Here is a 3,363-nt window from a genome sequence, read left to right on the forward strand (position 1 = left end):
TATAAAAGAAGTCGGGGATCTTATCACCTCAGTTCATACCCAGATCCCCATTTAATCAATACTTAAATTAATTGGTAGTCGTGTATAAACACCTTGAGGATCGTTCATTGTTTGTAATATTTTGATTTCCTGCTGGAATTTCCCTAACTGAGTCATTAAAGGGTTGGGTGTTGAACTGGTAGTGTTTTCCATGCCTAATTTAGCTTTAGTTTCATCTAAGTTTTGGCCAAATAAGCGCTCTCCAAATCTACTAACTTGGGGATATTCTTCTAATTCCCAATCATTGCCTAATTTTGCTTCTTTAGCTGCATATTGAATGGCAACATTTAAACCACCAATTTCATCAACTAAACCAAGTTGTTTAGCTGCTGTTCCTGACCAAACTCGTCCTTGGGCGATGTCTGCAACTTTGGTAATGGGTAGTTTGCGACCTTGGGCAACTTTCTGCAAAAATAGATTATAAACTCGGTTAACACTGCGTTGATAAACCGCTAATTCCGTGGGAGATTTAGGACGGGAAATAGTTTGTTGATCGGCGAATTGTGATGTTTTTACAGAGTCCCAAGTAATACCATTATTATTTGCCAATTTTTGACCATTAAATAATACGCCAAAAACACCGATAGAACCTGTAATTGTATTTGGTTCAGCAAAAATCCGGTTGGAGTCACTAGCGATCCAATATCCACCGGAAGCGGCCACGTCTCCCATAGAAACAATCACGGGTTTAACTTGACGGGTGAGTTTAATTTCTCGCTGCATAACTTCCGCTGCGGTAGCACTACCCCCAGGACTATTAACGCGTAAAACTACGGCTTTGATATCGTCGTTTTCCCGAATTTTGGCGAATATTTTGGCATAGCGATCGCCTCCAACTTCACCATCATTGCCGCTACCGTTGACTATTTCTCCTTCTGCATAGACAACAGCAACTTTATGATCGGCATCTAAAGATTCTTCAGGAATTTCTGCATAATCACTCAGGCTAATTTTAGTGAATGTTTTATCTTTTTCTTCCTGACCAGTTAATTTTTTTAACTCACTAAATACTTCGTCTTGGTAAGCAATTCTATCTACTAAAACATTAGATTTTGCTTGTGGTGCTTCTAAAATTGGTTGACTATTAGCGATCGCTTGTAATTGTTCCGCTGGTATATTGCGACTTTGACCCACAGATGTAAGCCATTCTCCCCAAATATCATCTAACAATTTCTGGGTTTGTTCTCGATTTTCTGGGCTGAGTTTATTCAAAATTAGGGGTTCTACCGCACCCTTGAATTTACCGACTCTGACAATTTGTACCCCAATGCCATATTTTTGCAATGCACCTGTTAAGAACATTGGTTGTGAACTCAAACCGTTCATTTCCATTGCTCCCATGGGATGAAGTACAATTTGATTAGCCACTGAACTCAAATAATATTCTTTCTCACCCCAATTTGTACTATAGGCAATAATTTTTTTACCAGCTTGACGAAATTCGGCTAATGCTTGGCGAATTTCCTTGAGGGAAGCATAACCTAGACTATTCGCATTATTTCCATCTATATAAACACCAACAATGCGTGGATCAGTGGCTGCTTTATCTAAACTTTCAATTACTTTACGTAGTGTAATCGCACTTTCATCTACACCACTGAGGGCTTTTTCTAGAAATTTACTGGAATTAGGTTCACTATCAGTAATTTTCATAGACAAGTCTAATACTAAAACTGACTTATCTTTAACTATTGGGGCTGCACTTTGGGAACTGGTTGCTGCAATCAATAATAATAAAAATCCTAATGTACTGACTCCAGAAAAAATAGTCAGTCCTAATAAACTGCCAATTAAACTTGCAAAGGTTTGTTTAAGAAAATTATTCATTAGTTATTAATTAAGTTGTTTGTTGTCGGTTGTCAGTGGTTAATTATAGCGGTATGCACTTGAATGAGATACAGAATTTACTTAAAAAACTAAAGGGAACGGGGAACACCGAAGAGAGTTTTGAGTGATTTTACTTTTCTTCACATACCTTTAAATTTTTCTGTTCACCTACTTATACACTCTCATGACTTTCAACTCTGTTCCCTGTCCCCTGCGATGCACTGAGCCTGTCGAAGTGTTCCCTGCTATATTAACTGTAAACTCTGAGATTGCTTTAATTGATACAGATTACTGTTACCTGTACAGAATAACACGGTAGTGATTTCAGCAATTAATATCTCTGTTAATTCTACTACAGCCGCCTCCGATAATGCTGCGGCCTTGAGGAAGGGCATTGCTAAACCAGTAATATCAGCCCCTAGAGCGATCGCTTTAGCTACATCTAACCCATGACGTAAACCCCCAGAGGCAATTAACGGAATATGGGGAAAATTTGCCCGAATACTGGTAATACATTCTGCTGTCGGTATCCCCCAATCCCCAAATGTTTGCCCCAAACGCCTTTGTAAAGAGGTTTCTGCCCGTTCGCTTTCTACCAAAGCCCAGGAAGTCCCACCAGCACCCGCTACATCAATAACTTGTACTCCAGCAGCTAGGAGTTTTTCTGCCATTTTTGCTGAAATGCCATTACCTACTTCCTTGGCAATGACGGGAACTGGTAATTTAGAGCATAAATTGGATATTTTGTCAAGTAGTCCACTAAAATTAGTATCACCTCTAGGTTGAATGAACTCTTGCAACGGATTAATATGTAAAATCAAAGCATCAGCCTCGGTAATATCAATAATTCGCAAACATTCATCAACACCATATTGATAATTAAGCTGAACCGCGCCTAAGTTGGCCAAGAGGAGAATATCAGGTGCATATTTACGTACAGCGAAAGTATCCCCAACTTGAGGTTTTTCCACTGCTACCCTGACAGATCCTACACCCATTGCTAATTGATATTTTTGGGCAACTTCCGCCAGACGACGGTTAATAATTCCCGCTTGTTGGGTTCCTCCCGTCATGGAAGAAATTAACAAAGGTGCATGGAGATGTTTTCCTAGGAAAGTTGTACTCACATCAATATCTTTACCGTCAAGTTCTGGTAAACAAACATGGGTAAACTGATATTTTTCTAACCCAGTGGTAACTACTGGACACTGAACATTATCTTCTAAACAGATCCGGATATGATCTGCTTTGCGATTTTGAGTTTCTGCTGGAATGATAATGGGAGAGTTCACGGCGGATATATAAAATTATGTTAACAACACTTAGAGGGTGTTTGAAATTCTTATTCCCCCAGAATAAATTACGGGATAAGTAGGTGAACCGAAAAATTTAAAGGTATGTGAAGAAAAGTAAAATCGCCCAAAACTCTCTTCGGTGTTCCCTGTTAAGAGTTCCCTGTTCCCTTGCCCCAACGACAATTTTTAACGCTAACCTACT

The 3,363-nt window shown here is 39.2% G+C and carries 2 protein-coding genes; both read right to left on the minus strand.

Annotated features, from left to right (window positions below):
- Positions 1–51: 51 nt before the first annotated feature.
- Positions 52–1,866 (minus strand): signal peptide peptidase SppA, encoded by a 1,815-nt coding sequence (gene sppA / locus CUN59_RS05055; RefSeq protein WP_104386812.1) that lies wholly within the window; start codon positions 1,864–1,866, stop codon positions 52–54.
- Between the two features lie 245 nt (positions 1,867–2,111).
- Entirely contained in the window at positions 2,112–3,158 is a 1,047-nt protein-coding gene (gene fni / locus CUN59_RS05060) for a type 2 isopentenyl-diphosphate Delta-isomerase (protein ID WP_104386813.1), read from the minus strand.
- Between the last annotated feature and the right edge of the window lie 205 nt (positions 3,159–3,363).

It is taken from the genome of Cuspidothrix issatschenkoi CHARLIE-1 (assembly GCF_002934005.1).
Classification (GTDB): Bacteria; Cyanobacteriota; Cyanobacteriia; order Cyanobacteriales; family Nostocaceae; genus Cuspidothrix; species Cuspidothrix issatschenkoi.